Genomic DNA, 16,247 nt, shown 5'->3' on the forward strand with positions numbered 1-16,247 from the left:
GGGGGTGGGGGGGGGGGGGGGGGGGTTTTCCCCCTCCCCCCCCCCCCCCCCCCGCGGCGATCAGCCTGCGTTCGCGGTGAACCAGGCGTCCATGGACTTGATGACGTCGGCGGCCGGCGTTCCGCCCATCAGCGCCTGGGTCTGGGTGTTCAGCTCACCCGAGAACCCGTCGGGCATGGTGCGCTCGCCGTAGCCGCCGCCGGTAGGCGTGTAGTCGGATGCCGGGGTGTCGGCGACAATCTTGAGCAGCTCCTCGCCGAGGGGCGTCATGTCGTACTCGTAGCCGTCGCGGAAGTTCCCGTCGACCTCGAGCTGGTCCGCGACCGCCTTCTTGTCGGTGGTGAGGAACTCGATCAGCTTGGCCGAGGCGTCCTGGTTCTTGCTCGCCTTGAGGATCGAGTACGGGCTGGCGATGTTGGCGCCCATCGCGGGCTTGTCGCCGGCCTTGGTCGCCGGGGCGCGGAACACTCCGATGTCGGCCGAGTCGGTGGCTTTCGCCTGCGATCCCATGAACCAGCTGCCCATGGAGTAGATCGCGGTCTTGCCGGAGAGGAACGCCTGCTCGGCGTCGGGGTACTTGATGCCCAGGGCGTCCTTGGGGACGTAGCCCTTCGCGACCCAGTCGGCGAAGGTCTCGATGGCGGGTCCGTAGGTCTTGCCGAAGCTCACCTTGCCGGAGGACACGTCCTGGAACCACTTCGGGTTCTCGGACACGATCGTCGGCAGCGCGAGGGCCTGCAGCGTGGCGCTGGACATCCAGTCGCCGCCCTCCTGGATCGGGGTCCACCCGGCGTCCTTGAGCTTGCCGAGGTCCTCGGTGAGCTCGTCGACGGTGGTGGGCACCTCGGTGATGCCCGCCTCCTTGAAGGCGGTCTTGTTGTAGAAGAACAGGCTCTGCAGCTGCACGCCGATGCCGGCCATCAGGTACTTGCCGTCCATGGAGTACTGCTCGGCGAGCGGGCCCTTCTTGGCCCATTCGTACTTGGACAGGTCGACGAGCTCGGGTGCGAGCTTGCCGTTCGGGGCGAGGGACTGCACGATGTCGGGCGCGTCGCCGGAGGCGAGCAGGCGCGGGATCGCAGCCGAGACGCCTTCGGCGCCGGGGTTCTGGATGACGACGTCGATGTTCTTGTTCTTCGCCTCGAACGGGGCGACGAGGTCGTTCCAGAACTTCTCGGTGAGGTTCGGGGTGACGTTGACGAGCACGCGCAGGGTGACCTTCTCGTTCGAGGTTCCGCCGTCGCCGGCGTCCGCTGCGCTGCTGCAGCCGGCCAGTGCCAGGGCGGCGGCCGCGGTCATGCCGACTGCTGCGAGGAGTCGAGCCTTGATCATCGTTGATCCTTTCGGGATGCATGGGGAGGGTGCTTCCAGGGACATTACACTAATCGATAATCGTTTGTGAAGAGTGTGCGAGGGATTGGATGAAGCGCTTTCCCGCCGATGGTGGGTGGGCGCGCGTGTCCGGCGGTCGTCCAGGTCGCAATCTGTCCGCTTCTCGGTGCCCAACATCTGTCCGGGTCGCGATTCGTCCCGCTTCGGTGGCCGGGTTCCGGGATGAAATGCGACCCGGGTGGGCGATGGATGCTGAGAACGGGACGAAATGCGACCCGGCCGCCAGGAACGCGCGGAAGGACGGTGGGTGCTTGCGCGGTCGTCAGCGCGAGGCGCGGCGGGCGCGGTACGCGGCGACGGCGTTGCGGTTCGCGCAGGTGGTGGAGCAGTACCGCTTGGAGCGGTTGCGGCTGAGGTCCAGCGCGATCGCCTGACAGTCGGCGTCCGCGCAGACGTCCAGCCGGCTGCCCTCGTCGGCGCGGATGACGTCGATCAGCGCCATCGCGGTCTCGACGAGGATCCGCTCGGCCAGCGGGTGGTCGTCGGCGACCGCGTGCAGATGCCAGTCGGCCGCGTCGTGGCGGGTCAGGCGCGGGGTGAGGGTGACGTCCGCCAGGGCGGTGTTGACGTGCGCGACCATCTCATCGCGAGGGGCGAGCAGCATTCCGCGCAGGCGCGGGCGCAGCTCGCGCAGGGTCTGGAGCTCCGCGGCATCGCGGTCGAGGCGGCCGGTGTACGGATACTCGGCGAGGAAGCTCTCGTAGTCGTCCAGGGTCGCGAGCGCGTCGGGATCCTCCGCGGAGTTCACCAGCGCGACGGCGGCGCGGAGCGCCTCCTCGGTGTCACTGGTGAAGATCATGTTGACACCTTACATCGCTCCGGAATAGTGTCATCTCCCATGGGGCATGTTGCACATGACACCCGCGTTGGTGCGGGTCTTCTCGTCGCGCTGGGCGCGGCGTTCTCGTTCGGCATGTCCGGAGCGTGGGCGCGCGGTCTGATCGATGCGGGATGGACCCCGGGCGCGGCCGTGACCGCGCGAGTGTGGGTGGCGGCGCTGGTGCTGCTGGTGCCGACGATCCTCGCGCTGCGCGGACGCTGGTCGGTGCTTCGCCGCAACGCCGGCATGGTGATCGGCTACGGGCTGCTCGCCGTCACCGCCACGCAGCTGTTCTACTTCCAGGCGGTCGCCGTGATGGATGTCGGCATCGCGCTGCTCGTCGAGTACACCGCTCCCATCGCGGTGGTGCTCTGGCTCTGGCTCCGCCGCGGCGAGAAGCCCACACGCCGCAGCATCCTCGGCGCGGTGATCGCGTTCGCGGGCCTGGTGCTCATGCTCGACATCCTCACCGGTGCGCGGGTCGATGCGGCCGGCATCCTCTGGTCGCTCGGCGCCATGGTCGGCGCCGCTACCTACTTCGTGCTCTCCGCTCGCGAGGACACCGGCATGCCGCCGATCGTGCTGGCGGGGTCCGGCCTGCTGCTCGGCGCGATCGGGCTGACCGTCGCCGGGCTCACCGGCGTCCTGCCGATGGCCTTCACCTTCGGCGAGGTCGCCTACCGCTTCGGGACCGTCCCGTGGTTCGTCCCCGTGCTCGCGATCGGCCTGCTGGCGACCGCCCTCGCCTACGTGCTCGGCATCGCCTCGACACGGATGCTCGGCTCGAGACTGGCGTCCTTCGTCGCCCTCGCCGAGGTCGTCGCGGCGCTGCTGTTCGGCTGGATGCTGCTGGGGCAGCTGCCCGAGCCCCTCCAGCTGCTCGGTGCGGCTCTGGTGCTCGCGGGCGTCGTGGTCGTCAAGCTCGGCGAGCCGGCGGTGGCCGAGGAGGAGCCTCTGCCGGTTCCGGTGTGAGGTCGCGCCGCCCGACGGGCGGACGGCGCGACAACGGCGAGCGGACGGCTCAGTCGTCGAGGTCGGTCGTCACCGCAGAGAAGTCCGCCGCGAGTTCGACGTCGGCGTCGCGACCGTCCGCGAGGCGGATGCTGACCTCGTAGGCCACGCCGGGCGAGTCCGAGCCGGAGATCGAGTCGATCACCCCGTCCGCGCCGCCGGCCGAGGCTGCGGCCGCGAGTGCCGCCTTCTCGATGTCGGCGAGCCGTGCGAGGTCCAGGACAGGGTCCGGACGGTCGTCGTCGGGTCGGTCGGTGTCGGTCGTGATGGTTCCGTCGACGGCGACGAGCAGGTCGCGCTCACTGCCGTCCGCGAGCTGCACCTCGATCTCGTAGCCCGTGCGCTCGACGTCGATCGACGTGGCACCGGCGGCTCCCGCCGCGGCGACGGCCTTCTCTGCGGCGGCGCGGAGCGCGGCGGCGTCGGATGCCGGCAGCCCGGCGCCCCGGCCATCGTCCTGGCCGCCGCCCGACCGTCCGTCGTCGTCGCTGTCATCCCGGTCGTTCCGGTCGCCGTGGCCGTCGTCCGTGGTGGTGTTGCCGACGACGGCAGGACGGTCGTCGTCATCCTCACCGATGTTCGAGCCGATCGCATAGGCGCTCCCGCCCACGACGATCAGCGCCACCGCCGCTGCAGCGCCGATCAGCAGACCGCGCTTGCGGAGAGGATGCTTCTTCCTCGTCTCCGCGGAGTTCTCTTCGGGCCGGGGGTTCTCGTTCTCGTTCATGCTTCCAGCCTGCCCAGAAGGTGCTGAAGCGCTTCTGAAGCGACCTGAAGGACGCTTCAGGCGGAGGGCGCGGCGGGCAGAGCGAGCATGAACCGTGCGCCGCCTCCGGCCCCGGCATCCACCGCGACGGTGCCGTGGTGCACTTCGGCGACTTCGCGCACGATCGCCAGGCCCAGGCCGCTGCCGCCCTCGTCCCGGGCTCTGCCCTCGTCGAGCCGGGCGAAGCGGTCGAACACGCGCAGGCGATCCTCGGGCAGGATTCCTGCTCCGTCGTCCTCGACCTCCAGTCGCACCACAGGTCCGTCAGCGGCGACCCGAAGGGTCACTGCGCGGTCCGCGTGCCGCGCGGCGTTGTCGACGAGGTTGCGCACCGCCCGTGCGAGCAGCGGAGGTGCGCCGAGCACGCGACCGGCACCGACACTGGTGGTGTCGACGTGCACGCCCATGCCGCGCAGCCGCGCAGCCTCCTCGAGGGCGAGATCGTCCAGATCGACGGGCTCGAACGGCGGCTGCTGATGCTCGTCGAGGCGGGCGAGCAGCAGCAGGCCCTCGACCAGGTCCTGCATCCGGGCGCCCTCGTCGCGTACGACGCGGCCGAGCTCGTCCAGGGAGGTCGAGTCCGGATGCGCGTGGGCGAGCTCCGCGTGCTGCCGCATCGTCGCCAGCGGGGAGCGCAGCTCGTGCGATGCGTCGCTCACGAACCGGCGCTGCACGCTCTGCGCGTGCTCGATGCGCGCAAGCATCCGATTCATCGTCTCGGCCAGCGCGCCCAGTTCGTCGTCACCCGCATCGACACGATGCGAGAGGTCGGTCGCGCCGATGCCGTCGACCTGCCTGCGCAGCCGTTCCACAGGGGCGAGGGCGCGTCCGGCGACCACCCATACGACCACCGCCATCAGCGCGAGCACCAGCGGCACGCCGACTGCGAGCAGCACGGTCGCCGTGGAGACGGCGTCGTCGACGTGCTCGAGCGGGCGCGCGACGGTCAGCACTCCGGCATCGGTGTCATCGGATCCGACCAGATACGCATCCCCGTCGACCACCACTCGGCGGGTGCTGTCCTCGGAGACGGAGGGCAGGGCCGCGGCATCCTCGTCATTGACCACGGTCGAGGATCCGACCAGGCGCACCAGCACGTCATCGCCGATGTCGTCGAGGGTCCGCCCGGCCGAGGGGCTCGTCTCGAGCCGCGCCCCGATGGTCTCGAGATCCTGCTCCACCGAGACCCGGACGCCGTCGGTCAGGGCGCCGGCCAGGATCTGCACGGTCGACACCGCCGCGATCCCGAGCACGACGGCGACGACGATGAAGGCGCCTGCCGTCACGCGTGCTCGGATCGAATGGGAGAAGGGCGCTCCGGCCACGTCAGCCGCCCGTCCCGGACAGCCGGTAGCCGGCGCCGCGCACGGTCTCGATGGCCTCGCGGCCGAAAGGGCGGTCGAGCTTGGCGCGCAGATGCCCGATGTACACCTCGACGATGTTGGCGTCGCCGTCGAAGTCGTCTCCCCACACGTTGGCGATCACCTCCGGCTTGGTGACGACCTCGTCGCGCCGGCGCATCAGGAAGTCGAGGACCGACAGCTCGCGGGCGGTCAGCGCCACCTCCGCGTCGCCGCGGAACACCCGCCGGGCCGCGGGATCCAGTCGAAGGTCACCGGCCTCGAGCACCGCGGGACGCTCGCGCCCGCCCCGCCGGATCAGCGCACGCAGCCGGGCGACGAGCACCGGGTACGAGAACGGCTTGGTGAGCCAGTCGTCTCCGCCGGTGTCCAGGCCCTCCACCTCGTCCCACTCGCCGTCCTTGGCGGTGAGGAACAGCACAGGCGTCCAGATGTCGTCCGCGCGCAGCGCCTGGCAGACGCGGTACCCGCTCATGCCCGGCATCATCACGTCGAGCACGATCGCGTCGTAGTCGGCGTCGGTGGTCATCCGCAGGCCGTCGACGCCGTTGTGGGCGACATCGACGAGCATGCCCTCGGCCTCGAGGCCGCGGCGGATGCCGTCGGCGAGGCGCACCTCATCGTCAACGAGCAGGATCCGCATGATCTCAGTCTGGCCGGATCCCGCTGAAGCGGGGCTGAAGAGGATCAGTCCTCGGCTGACGCGTCGTAGCGCTCGCGATTGGCGCTGATCTCCGCCTGGTGGTCGGATGCCCATTCGGCGACGGCGAGCATCGGCCCGGCAAGGCTCTTGCCGAGGGGTGTGGAGCTGTAGACGACGCGGGGCGGGATCTCGGCGAAGATCTCCCGCTCGACGAGCCCGTCGCGCTCCAGTTGCCGGAGCGTGTGGGTCAGCATCCGCGACGAGATCCCGGGCGTCATCTGCTTGAGCTCGGTGAAGCGGCGGGGGCCCTCGTGCAGCATCCCGACCAGCATCACCGACCACTTGTCGCCGATGCGCGACAGCACCGAGCGGAACAGCTCGGACTCCATCGGGTCGTGTCCGCACATCGCATGCATGCTCGGCTGATGGATGGTCGCCATCCTGTCTTCGACGCTCATGACGTGCTCCTTCGGTTACCTCGATGTGACCAGGTCACGTTGAAGTGCCTGGCCCGACATCGGAATACTTACCCATGGTACCTCAGTTACCGATAGTAACTTCAGAAAGGCTTCTGCTCCTCATGATCGTCCTCACCATCATCACCTGGGTTCTCTCCGGTCTGCTCGCCCTCCTCAACCTCATGGCGGGCGGCGGCAAGATCGCCAAGCCGCACGGCGGCGCCCGCCCCATGCCCATGCTCGACGACTACACCGACACGCAGGTGCGCCTGATCGGCATCGCCGAGGTGCTCGGCGCGATCGGGCTGATCGTGCCCGTGCTCACCGGCATCCTGCCGATCCTCACGCCGATCGCGGCGCTCGGCATCGCACTCATCCAGTTCCTCGCGATCTTCGCGCACCGCAAGCACGGCGAGCCGTTCGTTCCCAACATCGTCATGATGCTGGTAGCCGTGGCGATCGCCGTGCTGCGCTTCGCAGGGGTGTGACCTCATGACAGACACCGCTGCCTCGCAGCCGGTCGTCGCGACCGGCGCGCCCGCCAAGTCCGGCAGGAGCATGATCTGAGCCGGTTCCGACGCTACCGGTCGCAGTTCGTCCCGTTCTGAGCATCCGTGACCCGGGCTGCGGTCGGGACGCGGTACCGGGAGGAATCGCGACCTGGACGCGGGCGATCGGTTGCGGGCCGACGAGCGTACGACCTGCGAGGATCGACGGATGCACGAGGATCTGCTGCAGGCGTACGACGATCAGCTGCGGGGTGCCGCGGAGCTGCACGGTGAAGTGGATGTGGAACGGCTCGGTCCGCTGTGGCTCGCGCAGTTCCGGGGCGATCGCGGCTTCATCACCTACCGGTCGCTGCCGGCTGATGCGCGGGAGATCGCAGACCTGGTGGATGCTGCGCTGGAGCACTTCCGTGAACGGACCGCAGCCTCCTCGGTCGAGTGGAAGACGCGTGGACACGACCTCGCGCCCGGCCTCGAGGACGAGCTGCTCGAGCGCGGATTCGTCGCGGAGGAGCCGGAGTCGATCATGGTCGGCCGCGCCGAGGGTCTGGTCGCGGACGTCGACCTGCCGCAGGGCGTCGAGGTGCGGCGGGCGTCGTCCGTCGAGGACATCCGGGCGTCGTACGAGATGCAGGGCATCGTCTTCGACGACCCGGATTGGCGGAGCCGCGCGGAGGATGCGGTGCGGCGCCGGGAGTCCGGCGAGCAGCAGGAGCTGTGGATCGCGGTGGCCGACGGCGCCGTCGTCAGCACGGGACGCCTGGAGCCGGTGGAGGGCACGGACTTCGCCGGTATCTGGGGTGGCGCGACGCTGCCGGAATGGCGGGGTCGCGGCATCTACCGTGCGCTCACCTCGCGGCGCGCGGAGGTGGCGCTCGCGCTCGGCAAGACCCTGATCAACTCGGACTCGACGGAGTTCTCCCGCCCGATCCTGGAGCGCTCCGGCCTGGTGAAGGTGTCGACGACGACTCCGTACGTCTGGACCCGCTGAGCCCGGCAGCGTCTCCGTTCGCTGCGTCACAGAGCCCCGCAGCCTTCAGAGCGGCTGCCACGTGCAACGCCGTCGTCGGGAACACCGGCACAGCGGAGTCCTGCTGGGTGATGAGGAGCTCGATCTCCGTGCATCCGAGGATGACGCCCTGCGCTCCCGCGTCGACGAGCCGCTCGATGACGCCGCGGTACTTCTGTCGCGACTCCTCGGTGACGATGCCCTGCACCAGCTCGTCGTAGATGATGCCGTGCACGGTCGCACGGTCCTCGGCATCCGGGATCACCGCAGCGATGCCGTGTGAGGCGAGGCGGTCTCGATAGAAGGACTGCTCCATCGTGAAGGCGGTCCCGAGCAGGCCGACCGTCTGCAGGCCTGTCGCGCTGATCGCCTCTGCCGTGGTGTCCGCGATGTGCAGGAACGGAATGCCGATCGCGTCGGTGATCCGGTCGGCGACCAGGTGCATGGTGTTCGTGCACAGCACGACGAGTCCGGCTCCGGCGGCTTCGAGCCTCTTGGCGTGGGCGGCGAGGACCTCGCCGGCCGCATCCCAGTCGCCGGATGCCTGCATCGCCTCGATCTCCGCGAAGTCGAGCGAGTCCAGCAGGATCGGGGCCGAGTGGAAGCCGCCGAGCTCTTCCCTGACCTTCTCGTTGGCGATCCGGTACCAGTCCAGGGAGGACTCCCAGCTCATCCCGCCGAGCACGCCGATCGTCTGCATGCCCTCACGCTATCGGTCGGCGGACGACGTGAGCGGAATCGGACGAGGATCGCGCAGCTCCAGGTCGCGATCGGTCCCGTTCTCAGCATCCGTCACCTGTCCGGGTCGCAGTTCGTCCCGGTATCCGCGAGGGATACCGGGACGAATCGCGACCTGGATGCTGGATGCCGGGCCGTTCCGCGACGAATTGCGACCTGGAGGGCATCGGGATCAGCCGATCCGCCTCCGGTAGGCGCGCATCGCGAAGACGTACGCGATGACTAGGATGCCGACGCACCAGGCCAGGGCGATCCAGATCGACGAGCCGACCGGCTGCCCCTCGAACAGCGCCTGGATGGTGTTCACGATCGAGGTGACCGGCTGGTTCTCCGCGAACCAGCGCACCGGACCCGGCATCGTCTCGGTCGGCACGAACGCCGAGCTGATGAACGGCAGGAAGATCAGCGGGTAGCTGAACGCGCTCGCCCCGTCGACGGTCTTCGCGGACAGGCCCGCGATCACCGCCAGCCAGGTCAGCGCCAGAGTGAACAGGGCGAGGATGCCGATCACGCCCAGCCACGCCCAGACGCTCGCCCCCGTGCGGAATCCCGACAGGAACCCGACCGCGAAGATGATGACCAGGGTGATGCCGTTCGACGCCATCGAGGTCAGCACGTGCGCCCACAGCACGCTCGATCGGGAGATCGGCATGGAGTGGAACCGCTCGAAGATGCCGCCCTGCAGGTCGGTGAACAGCCGGAACGCCGTGTAGGCGATGCCGGATGCGATGGCGATCAGCAGGATGCCCGGGAGCAGGTAGTTCACGTAGCTCCCGTCCCCGATGCTCTGCTTCAGCGCACCGCCGAAGACGAACACGAACAGCAGCATCAGCGCGATCGGCGTGACCGCGGTGGTGATGATGGTGTCGGCGCTGCGCAGGATGTGGCGCATCGACCGGCCGGTGAGTGTGGCTGTGTCCGCCACGAAGTGGGTGGTCATGCTGCGCTCCTCTCGGATGAGGGCCCGATCAGCGCGAGGAAGATCTCCTCGAGCGTGGGCTGCTTCTCGACGTACTCGACCTTCGCCGCCGGCAGCAGCTGCTTCAGCTCGGCGAGCGTGCCGTTCGCGATGATGCGACCCTCGTGCAGGATCGCGATGCGGTCGGCCAGCTGCTCCGCCTCGTCGAGGTACTGCGTGGTCAGCAGCACCGTGCGACCGGCATCCGCCAGCTCCTTCACGACGTTCCACACCTCGATGCGCGCCTCGGGGTCCAGCCCCGTGGTCGGCTCGTCGAGGTAGATCACCTCGGGTTCGCCGACCAGGCTCATCGCGATGTCGAGCCGGCGGCGCATGCCGCCGGAGTAGGTGCCGGCGCGCCTGCCGCCGGCATCCGTGAGCCGGAACCGGGCGAGCAGCGCATCCGCCACCGCACCGGGGTCGGGCAGGTGCCGCAGCTTCCCGACCAGCACGAGGTTCTCGCGTCCGGTGAGGATCTCGTCGACCGCGGCGAACTGCCCGGTCAGGCTGATCGAGCGGCGCACGTCGAGCGGCTCGGATGCCACGTCGAAGCCGTGCACGGTGGCCGTGCCGGCATCCGCCTTCGACAGCGTGGACAGGATGCGCACGAGCGTGGTCTTGCCGGCGCCGTTGGAGCCGAGCAGGGCGAAGATGCTGCCCTTGCCCACCTCGAAGTCCACGCCGCGCAGCACATGCAGGTCCTTGAAGGACTTCTCGATGCCGCGGACCGAGATCGCCGTGCCGGCGTCTGTGCGTGCGTCGTTCATGATCGCTCCTCCTTCTTCGCGTCCTCGAGCGCCTTCACGAACCGTGCGCGCTCCTTGTCCTGCCATTCCTTCGCCGCGTACGCCTTCGCGAACGTGTCCGCGAAGTCGGCCGGGTCATCGCCGACGATGTCGTGCACGGGGGTGCCGTCGACGGCGGCGGTCTCCCAGAGGTCGGCGAGGTCGGTGAGCATGCGGATGATGATGTCGCCGTCGACGATGCCGCTGGTGTTCAGCAGGTAGCGGTGCATCGCCTTGGCGGCGCTGCCGTACGGTTCGGCGAGCCCGTCGATGCGCGCCTTGTCCTGCCGGTACTGCTTCTTCTGCTCGAGCGATCCGGTGAGCGCTTCGATCCACTTCATGGCCATGTCAGTTCTCTCCTTCAGAGGGGTTCTCGGATGCTGCGGGGGAGTGGAGCTGTTCGATGCGATCTGCGAGGAAGCTCCAGGTCCTCCAGAACTCGGCGAGCTCCTGCTCGCCCTGGGCGTTGAGGGTGAACACCTTGCGCGGCGGGCCCTTCTCGCTCGGCACCTTCTCGATGTCGACGAGGCCCTTCTGCTCGATGCGCACGAGCAGCGCGTACACGGTGCCCTCGGCGATCTCCTCGAAGCCGCGGTCGCGCAGCTGGGTGGTGATCTCGTACCCGTATGCCGGTCTGCCCGACAGGAGTGCGAGCACGATGCCTTCCAAGGTGCCCTTGAGCATCTCGGTCATCTGCTTTCCCATGGCCGCTCCTTTCGCTACTCAGTGATGATGACTACCGGTACAAAGTAACACTGAGTAGTGGTACTTAGCAAGACTGAATACTGACTTCTTTCATGACGTTCCATGACAGGGGGTGTCGCACCATGACAGCCGGAGTGCGCGCGATGTCGTCTTCCTGTTTGCATGGCGACATGACCAAGAACCGCGCACCTCGCATCCTGACCGCACTCGCCGTCCTGGCGGCCGGCATGATGGCGTTCGCCGGCTGCGCGGCCGCAGCCTCCGAGCCGTCGTCCTCGTCGTCCGGCACCCAGAAGATCGTGCTCGGCGCCGATGATGCGACCGAGGCGCACTGGGGGATCCTCAAGGACAAGCTCGCCAAGGAGGGCATCGAGCTCGAGGTCCGCAACTTCACCGACGGCGTTCAGCTCAACAACGGGGTGAAGGACGGCGACCTCGACATCAACCTGTTCCAGCATCTGATCTTCCTGGCGCAGTACGACGTCGACAACAAGGCGGATCTCGTGCCGATCGGAGCGACCGCCGTCTACCCGCTGGCGCTCTACTCCGAGAAGTACTCCAGCGTCGACGACCTGCCCGAGGGCGCCACCGTGGCGCTGCCCAACAATCCCACCAACCTGGCGCGCGCTCTGCTGAACCTGCAGACGGCGGGCCTGCTCACCCTCAAGGACGGCGGCAACGCGCTGTCCACGCCGGCGGATGTCGTCACCTCCAAGATCGAGCTGAAGCCCGTCGACTCGAATCAGACGGTCACCGCGCTCAAGGACGGCAGCGCGCAGGCCGCCGTGGTGAACAACACCCAGGCGCAGCGCGGCGGTCTCGGCGACGACCGGATCATCTTCAAGGAGGACCTCGACGATCCGAAGCTCGCGCCGTACATCAACGCCTTCGTGGTCAAGGCCGATCGCAAGGACGACAAGGTCTGGCAGAAGATCATCGACGCCTACCACTCCACCGAGGTCGAGGCGTCCGTGACCGAGCTCAACCAGGGCAATCTCAAGTTCAAGGCCGAGTGGACCCCCGCTCAGCTGCAGGACGAGCTGACCAGGCTCGAGGACGACATCCGGGCGCACAAGTGAGCTCGGTCATCAGCTTCGAGGGCGTGACCAAGGCCTTCCCCGGCCCGAAGCGCGCCCCCGAGCTGGTGGCTGTCGACGATGTGAGCCTCGCAGTCCAGGCGGGCTCCATCGTCGGCGTCATCGGCTATTCCGGGGCGGGGAAGTCCACCCTGGTGCGCCTGATCAACGGGCTGGAGAAGCCGAGCAGTGGCAGCGTGAACGTGCTGGGGGTCGACGTCGGGACGGCGTCGCCCTCGGCGCTCCGCGCGCTGCGCGGCCGGATCGGGATGATCTTCCAGCAGTTCAACCTGTTCAATGCGCGCACCGTGCGCGGCAACGTCGGCTACCCGCTGAAGGTGGCGGGCTGGAAGCGGGTCGACATCGACCGCCGGGTCGACGAGCTGCTCGACTTCGTCGGCATCGGGGACAAGGCGTCGCAGCATCCGCGCAGACTGTCCGGCGGGCAGAAGCAGCGCGTGGGCATCGCCAGGGCGATCGCGACCGAGCCCGAGATCCTGCTGGCCGACGAGGCCACCAGCGCGCTGGACCCGCAGACCACGGCCGAGGTTCTCGCGCTGCTCAGGCGCATCAACCGGCAGCTCGGGGTGACGATCGTGGTGATCACGCATCAGATCTCGATCGTCCACGAGCTGTGCGACCAGGTGATCGTGATGGACGGCGGCAGGGTGGTGGACAGCGGCGAGACCTACCGCGTGTTCGCGCACCCCGAGGCCGCCCTCACCGAGAGGTTCGTCGCAGCGGTGACGCAGGGGCTCCCGGAGGGGGAGACCCTGGCCGCACTGCTCTCCGGAGGCGGGGTGCTGCTGAGCGTGGACGTGAACGAGGTGACCACCGAGGACATCGCCGCCGTGCTGGACGCGCACGGTCTGCGCGGCACCGTCGTCTACGGCGGTGTCACCGACGTCCTCGGGCGCCAGCTGGGCACCTTGACCTACCGGATCAGGGCTGAGCAGGATGCCGTCCGGCGCGCCGCCGCCGAGCTCTCGCAGCGCACGAAGGCGACGATCTTCACAGGCGCGGACGCGCGAGCGGTGGTGGGTCCGTGATCCGCGACGCCGCGAGCTGGGACTCGCTGACCCCGGTCCTGCTGCAGTCCATCCAGGAGACGGTCTTCATGGTCGCCGTCACCCTGGTGATCGCCGGTGCGGCCGGACTGATCGTCGGCGCGGTGCTGTACGCCACCAGACCCGGGAACCTGTTCGCGAACCCCATCGTGTTCCAGACCCTCAACATCGTCATCAACCTGGTCCGGCCCATCCCGTTCATCATCTTCCTCACCGCGGTCGGGCCGCTCACCAAGGCCGTGGTCGGGACCACGCTCGGCACCACGGCGGCGATCGTGCCGATGGTGGTGATGGCGACCGTGGTCATCGCCCGCGTCGTCGAGCAGAACCTGGTCGCGGTCGACCCCGGGATCGTGGAGGCGGCCAGCGCGATCGGCGCCAGGCGGCTGAGCATCCTGTTCGGCGTGGTCATCCCCGAGGCGCTCGCCCCGCTCATCCTCGGCTACACCTTCATGTTCATCGCCGTGGTCGACATGTCGGCGATGGCCGGCTACATCGGGGGCGGTGGGCTGGGCAACTTCGCGATCATCTACGGCTACCAGCAGTTCGATCAGGGGGCGACCTGGGTCACTGTGGCGATCATCGTCGTGATCGTGCAGGTGGGACAGTTCATCGGGAACCGCCTCGCCCAGCGCATCCTGCGCCGTTAGAGCTGTCGCTTGAATGTATACGAATAGGGGATGATACCCGGCTCTGATTGATCATCCGACCCACGTATGTATACACTGATGGCGTGCGAGCCAGTGAACGAGCGTATGCTGCGCTCCTCGACGAGATCCAGTCCGGGGCTCTTCCGTCCGGCGCCGTGCTCGCCGAGGTCGAGCAGGCCGCGCGCCTCGGAGTCAGCCGCACGCCCCTGCGCGAGGCGCTGCGCCGGCTCGCCGCCGACGGCCTGGCTGTGCAGCAGTCGCCGCGGGTCACGGTCGTCGCCGACCTGGATGCCGACGACATCCGCTCGCTCTTCGAGATCCGCCGCGCGCTGGAGGAGACCGCCGCGCGACTCGCCGCGCAGCGCGGCGACGCGGCTGCCTTCGCCGCGCTCGCCGCGGAGTTCGCGCACGTCGACCTCGACGAGGGCGAGGGCCGGGACGCGTACTACGCGCTGATCGCACGCCTCGACGCCCAGGTCGACGCCTCCCACGGCAACGACTACCTCACCTCCGCACTGCGGACCGTGCGCACGCACCTCGTGCGCGTGCGCCGCATGGCGCGGGACAAGCCCGAGCGCCTGGCGGCATCGGCATCCGAGCATCAGCTCATCGCCCGCGCCCTGGCATCCCGCGATGCCGAGCTCGCCGCCCACGCCACCCACGTGCACCTGCACAATGCCCTCGACAGCATCCTGACCTCGCTCGACAGCCCGAGCACCCTCCCGGAAGGAACCCCATGACCGTCACCCATCACGTCCGCGTCTACCGCTCCGAAGAGGATCTGCCCCGTGAGGAGCAGCTGGCCTGGAAGATCGCGCAGGTCGCGGTCGATCCCGTCGAGGTCGAGCCCGAGGTCGTCGAGATGATCATCAACCGCATCATCGACAACGCGTCCGTCGCCGCGGCATCCCTCACCCGCGGCCCGATCGTCGCCGCCCGCGCCCAGGCGTTCAGCCACCCGGTCTCCACCGGCGGCAAGGGCTCCGCCGTGTTCGGTGCGAAGCTCGACGAGCGCACCAGCCCCGAGTGGGCCGCGTGGGCCAACGGCGTCGCCGTGCGCGAGCTCGACTACCACGACACGTTCCTCGCGGCCGAGTACTCGCACCCGGGCGACAACATCCCGCCGATCCTCGCCGTCGCCCAGCACGCCGGCTGCGACGGACGCGCGCTGGTGCGCGGCATCGCGACCGGTTACGAGATCCAGGTCGACCTGGTGCGCGCCATCTCGCTGCACGCCCACAAGATCGACCACGTCGCCCACCTCGGCCCGTCGGCCGCCGCCGGCATCGGCACCATGCTGGGACTGGATGCCGAGACCATCTACCAGGCCATCGGCCAGGCGCTGCACACCACGACCGCCACGCGGCAGAGCCGCAAGGGCGAGATCTCCACCTGGAAGGCGCACGCCCCGGCCTTCGCCGGGAAGATGGCCGTCGAGGCCGTCGACCGTGCGATGCGCGGCCAGACCAGCCCGTCGCCCATCTACGAGGGCGAGGACGGCGTGATCGCCTGGATGCTGGACGGCAAGGACGCCTCCTACGATGTGCCGCTGCCCGCCGCCGGCGAGGCCAAGCGCGGCATCCTGGACACCTACACCAAGGAGCACTCCGCCGAGTACCAGGCGCAGGCGATCATCGACCTCGCCCGTCGCCTGGGCACGGCCCGTCCCGAGCTGCGCGACCCCGCGAACATCGCGAGCATCGTGCTGCACACCAGCCACCACACGCACAACGTGATCGGCTCGGGGGCGAACGACCCGCAGAAGTACGACCCCAAGGCATCCCGCGAGACGCTGGACCACTCCGTGCCGTACATCTTCGCCGTCGCGCTGCAGGACGGCACCTGGCACCACGTCGACTCCTACCTGCCCGAGCGCGCGCAGCGCGAGGACACCGTCGCCCTGTGGCACAAGGTCACCACGGCCGAGGACCCGGAGTGGACCCGCCGGTACCACTCCATCGACCCGGCCGAGAAGGCGTTCGGCGGTCGCGTGGAGATCACGCTCACGAACGGCGAGACCGTCATCGACGAGATCGCCGTCGCCGACGCCCACCCGCTGGGCGCCCGTCCGTTCGGCCGCGAGCAGTACATCCGCAAGTTCCGCATCCTGGCCGACCCGGTGCTCGACGCCTCCGAGATCGAGCGCTTCCTGGAACTGGTGCAGCGCCTGCCCGAGCTGACCGCCGCCGAGGTGGGGGAGCTGTCCATCATCGCGAAGCCCGGCGTCCTGGCATCCGCCCCCGAGGCTCCGAAGGGGCTGTTCTGATGCGCGCGGCTGCCGCCGCGGGCGAGTCCTCGCGTC

The 16,247-nt window shown here is 68.9% G+C and carries 19 protein-coding genes; 8 read left to right on the forward strand and 11 right to left on the reverse strand.

The window, feature by feature from the left end; genetic code table 11:
- Window positions 1-60 precede the first annotated feature (60 nt).
- Together ACTJJ4_RS16585 and ACTJJ4_RS16590 are read right to left on the reverse strand one after the other, a co-directional pair.
- Window positions 61-1,332: an ABC transporter substrate-binding protein gene (locus ACTJJ4_RS16585; protein ID WP_440944328.1), complete on the reverse strand. Its 1,272-nt coding sequence runs from the start codon at window positions 1,330-1,332 to the stop codon at window positions 61-63.
- A 322-nt stretch (window positions 1,333-1,654) separates the two neighbouring features.
- Window positions 1,655-2,191: a CGNR zinc finger domain-containing protein gene (locus ACTJJ4_RS16590; RefSeq protein WP_440944329.1), complete on the reverse strand. Its 537-nt coding sequence runs from the start codon at window positions 2,189-2,191 to the stop codon at window positions 1,655-1,657.
- 39 nt (window positions 2,192-2,230) lie between these two features.
- Between ACTJJ4_RS16590 and ACTJJ4_RS16595 the strand changes: the two genes are divergently transcribed.
- Entirely contained in the window at window positions 2,231-3,184 is a 954-nt protein-coding gene (locus ACTJJ4_RS16595) for an EamA family transporter (RefSeq protein ID WP_440944330.1), read from the forward strand.
- Window positions 3,185-3,233: 49 nt separating this feature from the next.
- On the opposite strand, the gene ACTJJ4_RS16600 is transcribed toward ACTJJ4_RS16595, so the two are convergent.
- Genes ACTJJ4_RS16600 through ACTJJ4_RS16615 form a run of 4 tightly spaced genes read right to left on the reverse strand, consistent with a single transcriptional unit; the run spans window position 3,234 to window position 6,451 of the window.
- Window positions 3,234-3,950 (reverse strand): hypothetical protein, encoded by a 717-nt coding sequence (locus ACTJJ4_RS16600; protein ID WP_440944331.1) that lies wholly within the window; start codon window positions 3,948-3,950, stop codon window positions 3,234-3,236.
- A gap of 56 nt (window positions 3,951-4,006) precedes the next feature.
- Window positions 4,007-5,275 carry a sensor histidine kinase gene (locus tag ACTJJ4_RS16605; RefSeq protein WP_440944332.1) on the reverse strand — a complete coding sequence of 423 codons (1,269 nt, stop codon included), beginning with the start codon at window positions 5,273-5,275 and terminating at the stop codon, window positions 4,007-4,009.
- Between the two features lie 40 nt (window positions 5,276-5,315).
- Entirely contained in the window at window positions 5,316-5,993 is a 678-nt protein-coding gene (locus ACTJJ4_RS16610; protein ID WP_440944333.1) for a response regulator transcription factor, read from the reverse strand.
- A 44-nt stretch (window positions 5,994-6,037) separates the two neighbouring features.
- A complete protein-coding gene (locus ACTJJ4_RS16615; RefSeq protein WP_440944334.1) occupies window positions 6,038-6,451 on the reverse strand; it encodes a winged helix-turn-helix transcriptional regulator in 414 nt (137 codons plus the stop codon).
- A 122-nt stretch (window positions 6,452-6,573) separates the two neighbouring features.
- Between ACTJJ4_RS16615 and ACTJJ4_RS16620 the strand changes: the two genes are divergently transcribed.
- Together ACTJJ4_RS16620 and ACTJJ4_RS16625 are read left to right on the forward strand one after the other, a co-directional pair.
- Entirely contained in the window at window positions 6,574-6,939 is a 366-nt protein-coding gene (locus tag ACTJJ4_RS16620) for a DoxX family protein (protein WP_440944335.1), read from the forward strand.
- Between the two features lie 229 nt (window positions 6,940-7,168).
- Window positions 7,169-7,948 (forward strand): GNAT family N-acetyltransferase, encoded by a 780-nt coding sequence (locus ACTJJ4_RS16625; RefSeq protein ID WP_440944336.1) that lies wholly within the window; start codon window positions 7,169-7,171, stop codon window positions 7,946-7,948.
- Here ACTJJ4_RS16625 and ACTJJ4_RS16630 read toward each other — a convergent pair.
- The 5 genes from ACTJJ4_RS16630 to ACTJJ4_RS16650 all read right to left on the reverse strand — a co-directional run bounded on the left by ACTJJ4_RS16630 (window position 7,854) and on the right by ACTJJ4_RS16650 (window position 11,152).
- Window positions 7,854-8,666: an aspartate/glutamate racemase family protein gene (locus tag ACTJJ4_RS16630; RefSeq protein ID WP_440944337.1), complete on the reverse strand. Its 813-nt coding sequence runs from the start codon at window positions 8,664-8,666 to the stop codon at window positions 7,854-7,856. The two genes, ACTJJ4_RS16625 and ACTJJ4_RS16630, sit on opposite strands and share 95 nt — an antisense overlap.
- Before the next feature lie 210 nt (window positions 8,667-8,876).
- Window positions 8,877-9,644: an ABC transporter permease gene (locus ACTJJ4_RS16635; RefSeq protein WP_440944338.1), complete on the reverse strand. Its 768-nt coding sequence runs from the start codon at window positions 9,642-9,644 to the stop codon at window positions 8,877-8,879.
- Window positions 9,641-10,429, reverse strand: a complete 789-nt coding sequence (locus ACTJJ4_RS16640) for an ABC transporter ATP-binding protein (protein WP_440944339.1) — start codon at window positions 10,427-10,429, stop codon at window positions 9,641-9,643. The genes ACTJJ4_RS16635 and ACTJJ4_RS16640 overlap by 4 nt, the downstream gene beginning before the upstream one ends.
- Window positions 10,426-10,794 (reverse strand): DUF1048 domain-containing protein, encoded by a 369-nt coding sequence (locus tag ACTJJ4_RS16645; RefSeq protein WP_440944340.1) that lies wholly within the window; start codon window positions 10,792-10,794, stop codon window positions 10,426-10,428. The genes ACTJJ4_RS16640 and ACTJJ4_RS16645 overlap by 4 nt, the downstream gene beginning before the upstream one ends.
- 1 nt (window position 10,795) lies before the next feature.
- Complete coding sequence (locus tag ACTJJ4_RS16650; protein WP_285637844.1) at window positions 10,796-11,152, reverse strand: PadR family transcriptional regulator; 357 nt, start codon at window positions 11,150-11,152, stop codon at window positions 10,796-10,798.
- Window positions 11,153-11,322: 170 nt separating this feature from the next.
- On the opposite strand from ACTJJ4_RS16650, the gene ACTJJ4_RS16655 reads away from it, so the two are divergent.
- From ACTJJ4_RS16655 to ACTJJ4_RS16675, 5 genes are all read left to right on the forward strand, one after another.
- A complete protein-coding gene (locus tag ACTJJ4_RS16655; protein ID WP_440944341.1) occupies window positions 11,323-12,231 on the forward strand; it encodes a MetQ/NlpA family ABC transporter substrate-binding protein in 909 nt (302 codons plus the stop codon).
- On the forward strand, window positions 12,228-13,277 hold the full coding sequence (locus ACTJJ4_RS16660) for a methionine ABC transporter ATP-binding protein (protein ID WP_440944342.1): 1,050 nt from the start codon (window positions 12,228-12,230) through the stop codon (window positions 13,275-13,277). The genes ACTJJ4_RS16655 and ACTJJ4_RS16660 overlap by 4 nt, the downstream gene beginning before the upstream one ends.
- A gap of 68 nt (window positions 13,278-13,345) precedes the next feature.
- Window positions 13,346-13,945, forward strand: coding sequence for a methionine ABC transporter permease (locus ACTJJ4_RS16665; protein WP_440944456.1), 600 nt, complete (start codon window positions 13,346-13,348; stop codon window positions 13,943-13,945).
- A gap of 83 nt (window positions 13,946-14,028) precedes the next feature.
- Window positions 14,029-14,685 (forward strand): GntR family transcriptional regulator, encoded by a 657-nt coding sequence (locus tag ACTJJ4_RS16670; protein ID WP_440944343.1) that lies wholly within the window; start codon window positions 14,029-14,031, stop codon window positions 14,683-14,685.
- A complete protein-coding gene (locus ACTJJ4_RS16675; RefSeq protein WP_440944344.1) occupies window positions 14,682-16,211 on the forward strand; it encodes an MmgE/PrpD family protein in 1,530 nt (509 codons plus the stop codon). Before ACTJJ4_RS16670 ends, ACTJJ4_RS16675 begins: the two co-directional genes overlap by 4 nt.
- The last annotated feature ends 36 nt before the right edge of the window (window positions 16,212-16,247 follow it).

This window comes from Microbacterium sp. 22195 (genome assembly GCF_052056515.1).
Taxonomy (GTDB): Bacteria; Actinomycetota; Actinomycetes; order Actinomycetales; family Microbacteriaceae; genus Microbacterium.